Annotated in this window: 5 protein-coding genes; 2 read left to right on the forward strand and 3 right to left on the reverse strand. The window is 64.0% G+C overall.

The features are described 5' to 3' along the window. Positions 1-1,294: thymidine phosphorylase (gene deoA / locus EOA27_RS23585; RefSeq protein ID WP_127257364.1), on the forward strand; the 1,294-nt coding region annotated here is incomplete at its 5' end. A 109-nt stretch (positions 1,295-1,403) separates the two neighbouring features. Here the strand turns inward: deoA and EOA27_RS23590 are convergent. The 3 genes from EOA27_RS23590 to EOA27_RS23600 form a co-directional block, all read right to left on the reverse strand. Continuing rightward, positions 1,404-1,970 carry a TIGR02281 family clan AA aspartic protease gene (locus tag EOA27_RS23590; RefSeq protein ID WP_126081402.1) on the reverse strand — a complete coding sequence of 189 codons (567 nt, stop codon included), beginning with the start codon at positions 1,968-1,970 and terminating at the stop codon, positions 1,404-1,406. A gap of 106 nt (positions 1,971-2,076) precedes the next feature. After that, a complete protein-coding gene (gene upp / locus EOA27_RS23595; RefSeq protein ID WP_027165262.1) occupies positions 2,077-2,706 on the reverse strand; it encodes a uracil phosphoribosyltransferase in 630 nt (209 codons plus the stop codon). Between the two features lie 128 nt (positions 2,707-2,834). After that, positions 2,835-3,809: an adenosine deaminase gene (locus tag EOA27_RS23600; RefSeq protein ID WP_126083724.1), complete on the reverse strand. Its 975-nt coding sequence runs from the start codon at positions 3,807-3,809 to the stop codon at positions 2,835-2,837. A 168-nt stretch (positions 3,810-3,977) separates the two neighbouring features. Between EOA27_RS23600 and EOA27_RS23605 the strand changes: the two genes are divergently transcribed. After that, a partial coding sequence (locus tag EOA27_RS23605) for a class I SAM-dependent methyltransferase (RefSeq protein ID WP_145970488.1) occupies positions 3,978-4,553 on the forward strand: 576 nt, incomplete at its 3' end.

Below are 4,553 nucleotides of genomic sequence, written 5' to 3' on the forward strand. Positions count from 1 at the left end.
CCGCAAGCGCGACGGCCACAGGCTCTCGTCCGACGAGATCGCGGCCTTCGTCGCGGGGCTGACGGCCGGCACCATCTCCGAAGGCCAGGTCGGCGCTTTCGCCATGGCCGTATTCCTCAACGGCATGAGCCGCGAGGAAGCGGTGGCGCTGACGATTGCCATGCGCGATTCCGGCGACGTGCTCGACTGGTCCGACCTGCCTGGCCCGGTCACCGACAAGCATTCGACGGGCGGCGTCGGCGACAATGTCTCGCTGATGCTGGCGCCGATCGTCGCCGCCTGCGGCGCCTATGTGCCGATGATCTCCGGCCGCGGCCTCGGCCACACCGGCGGCACGCTGGACAAGATGGATGCCATTCCCGGCTATGCCAGCCAGCCGGATTTACCGCTTTTCCGCAAGACGGTGCTCGAGACCGGCTGCGCCATCATCGGCCAGACCGCCGATCTGGCGCCCGCCGACCGCAGGCTCTACGCGATCCGCGATGTGACGGGAACGGTCGAATCCATACCGCTGATCACCGCTTCGATCCTGTCGAAGAAGCTTGCCGCGGGCCTGGGCTCGCTGGTGCTCGACGTCAAGCTCGGCAACGGCGCCTTCATGGAAAAGTCGCGCGATGCGGTGGCCCTGGCGAACAGCCTGGTGGAGGTCGCCAACGGCGCCGGCCTGAACGCATCGGCGCTGGTGACGGGCATGAACGAACCGCTGGCCTCCGTGGCCGGCAACGCGGTCGAGGTGAAGAATGCCGTCGACTTCCTCACCGGTCGTTTTCGCGACAAGCGTCTGGAGGACGTGACGCTGACGTTGGCGGCCGAGATGCTGCAGTCGGCGGGGCTGGTTTCGTCGCAGCAGGATGGCCTCAGGCGTGCGACCGAAGCGCTCGCCGGCGGCCGGGCGGCTGCCGTCTTCGCGCGGATGGTGTCCGTGCTTGGCGGCCCAGGCGATTTTATCGAGAACGCTGAAAAATATCTGCCGAAGGCGCAGGTCGAACTGGCGGTGAAAGCGGAACAGGCCGGCTTTGTGACCGGCATCGCCACGCGCGATATCGGGCTTGCCGTCGTGACGCTTGGCGGCGGGCGTTCCCATCCGGACGACAGGATCGATCATGCGGTCGGTTTGACCCGGCTGTTGCCGGTCGGCGCGGAGTTGCGCGCGGGGGAGGCGCTGGCGCTGGTCCATGCCCGTACCGACGCGGAGGCGGAGACAGCAGCGGCGGCGGTGAGAGCCGCTTACACGATCGGCAGTTCCAAGCCGCCCGCCGAGAAGACCGTGCTCAGGCGGATATTGGCTCGATAAAGCAGGTCACCGTTTCGCGGAAACGGTGACCTGCTTTATCTGTTTTGTTTTGACGCAATTCCGGACGGAAAACCGCTGCACACTTTTCCTGGAATTGCTTATGACACACTTACTGGACAAGCAGCAGCGCGCCGTCTTGGACCTGGTATTTCTGCAACCGCTGCAGGAAGCTCATGCCGATGAGGTTGGTCTGCAGCGCCCGGTCGTCGAGCACCATCGCCTGGACGTTGTCGACCGAGATCTTGCCAATCTGCAGGTGGTCGACTGTCACAACAGCGGCCTTGATCGCCCCATTGGCGGTGTTCGCCTGTTGATTGAAATCTGACGGGTTGAGCGAGATGCCGATCCTGCGCGCGGTCGAGGCGTTGATGGCGACCAGTGTCGCGCCGGTGTCGATCATGCCATCGATCTGCCGGCCGTTGAGCTTGAACTGGGATGTGAAATGGCCGCGGGCATCGGCATTGACCAGAACCTGCCGGCCGAGCGGCAACGGCGCCGCTGGCTTGCTCGGCACCGAAGCGAGGTTGACTTGGGGCTCGGCCTTCGGCGCCGCCGGCCGCGCGGCATCGGTCGATTTGAGCAGTCCGTCCACCAGATGCGGATTGGCCTGAAAGACGATCGGAATCGAGGCCGAGGTTCCGGCAAAAATACCGAGGATGAGAAGCTTGCGCAGCATGGATGCCCCTTGGATCAAGGCCACATCCTAACGCTGGCATGGTGTTTGCCGCTTTAATGTGCGCCGGAACCGCGCGGTTGTGTAAACGCGCGGTAAACGGATGCGCTCACTTTGTCCCGTACATGCGATCGCCGGCGTCGCCGAGGCCGGGCATGATATAGCCCTTGTCGTTCAGCTGGCGGTCGATCGAGGCGGTGAAGATCGGCACATCCGGATGCGCCTTGGTGAAGCGCTCGATGCCTTCGGGGGCGGCAAGCAGGCAGAGGAAGCGGATGTTGGTGGCGCCGCGTCCCTTCAGCTTGTCGATGGCGGCAATCGCCGAATTGGCGGTCGCCAGCATCGGATCGACGACGATCACCAGGCGGTCGGCAAGGTCGCTCGGCGCCTTGAAGAAATATTCCACCGCTTCCAGGGTCTCATGGTCGCGGTAGAGGCCGATATGGGCGACGCGGGCGGCTGGCACCAGATCGAGCAGGCCCTCGAGCAGGCCATTGCCGGCGCGCAGCACCGAGGCGAAGACCAGTTTCTTGCCTTCCAGCGTCGGCGCCTCCATCTCCTCGATCGGCGTCTCGATCATGGTCGTGGTCAGCTCGAGATTACGGGTCACTTCATAGCCGAGCAGCAGCGAGATCTCGCGCAGCAGCCGCCGGAAGCCGGCCGTCGAGGTCTCCTTCTTGCGCATGATGGTCAGCTTGTGCTGGACAAGGGGGTGGTCGACGACGGTGACGCCCTGCATCGTGATCTCCTGAAATTCCGGCTGCTGGAAGCGACCCTAGCGACAATGCGCCGGCCAAGGAACCGCCCGGCGGCCATCCACCACAGCTTTTGCCTTAAATCCAGAAGAAGAACGAATCCAGCGGAGAGTTAGCGGCCGACGCCGTTGACACGGGCAAGCAGGGCGGCCTTGGTTTTCTTGTCCACGAAGGCTGCCTCGATGGCCGTCCGCGTCACGGCGGTAAGCGCCTTGTCGTCCATGCGGAAATGCTCGGCGGCGATATCGTATTCGCGCTTCAGCGAGGTCCAGAAATAGGGCGGGTCGTCGGAGTTGAGCGTCACCTTGCAGCCGGCGGCGCGCAGCGCCGGAAAGGGATGGTCGGCGAAGCTGTCGAAGACTTTCAGCGCGATGTTGGAGCCCGGGCAGCATTCCAGCACCACGCCCTGGTCGGCGATGCGGCGGACGAGGTCGGGGTTCTCGATGGCGCGAACGCCATGGCCGATGCGGGCAGGGCGGATGTGGTCGAGGGCGGCCGCCACACTTTCCCAACCCATCAGCTCGCCGGCATGGATGGTGATGCCGAGGCCGGCTTCACGCGCGATCTCGAAGGCGCGCACATAGTCCTCGAAATCGCCGATGCGCTCGTCGCCGGCGACGCCGAAACCGGTCACCAGCGGATGGCCGCAGCGCGCCGCGAAGCGTGCGGCCTGCTCGATCGCCTCGACTCCGACATGGCGCACGCCGGTGACGATCATGCGGCCTTCGATCCCTGTCTTGGCCTTGGCGCGGGCCATGCCTTCGCCCAGCGCATCGGTATAGGCTTTTGGCGAGAGGCCAGCCTTCTTCGCATGGTCCGGCGAGGTGAAGACCTCGGAATAGATGGCACCGTCGCGAGCGAGGCTGGTCAGATAATAGTCGGCGAGGCGCGCATAATCGTCTTCCGTGCGAAACAGGTCGGACGCGAAATCATAAGCGGCGAGAAAGGAGGTGAAATCGTGCCAGACGAAGGAGCCATCTTGGATATAGGGCGAAGGATCCTTGCCATATTTGCGGGCCTGGGCAACGACAAGCTCGGGGGCCGCCGCGCCTTCGATGTGGCAGTGCAGTTCGGCCTTCAAGATCATGCGGTCATTGCGCGCGGCATGCTGTTCTCGCACGGAATCTGGCCGGAAAATCATGCGGGACCTTTCTCGACCGGGTTTTGCAAGCGCGGCCGAAAACCGCGCCTTGGACAATAGCGTCGGCACCATCGATCGGCTATGGTCCCGCCGGTTTTATGACGGATCAAAATAATGTCAGTTGAGAGAACCACGGCCGCGGGCGGCATGGAAACCTCCTATGGTTTCAGGAAGGTCGGGGCAGGCGAGAAGCAGCCCCTGGTCAACGACGTCTTCCATAAGGTGGCCAATCGATACGACCTGATGAACGATCTGATGTCGGCCGGGTTGCATCGGTTGTGGAAGGACGCAATGGTCGCCTGGCTGAACCCGCCGAAACGGCCGGGCTGGAAGGTGCTCGATGTCGCCGGCGGCACCGGGGACATCGCCTTCAGGATCGTCGAGGCCAGCCATCGCCAGGCCCATGCCACCGTGCTCGACATCAACGGTTCAATGCTCTCCGTCGGCCGCGACCGCGCCGAGAAGCAGGGGCTTGCGGCAAACACCGACTTCGTCGAGGCCAATGCCGAGGAATTGCCGTTCGAGAGCGAGACCTTCGACGCCTATACGATCGCCTTCGGCATCCGCAACGTGCCGCGCATCGAGGTCGCCCTTGCCGAAGCCTATCGCGTGCTGAAGCGCGGCGGCCGGTTTCTGTGCCTTGAATTCTCGGAGGTCGAGATGCCGCTGCTCGACAAGGCCTATGAGGCC

The organism is Mesorhizobium sp. M2A.F.Ca.ET.037.01.1.1 (assembly GCF_003998075.1).
GTDB lineage: Bacteria > Pseudomonadota > Alphaproteobacteria > Rhizobiales > Rhizobiaceae > Mesorhizobium.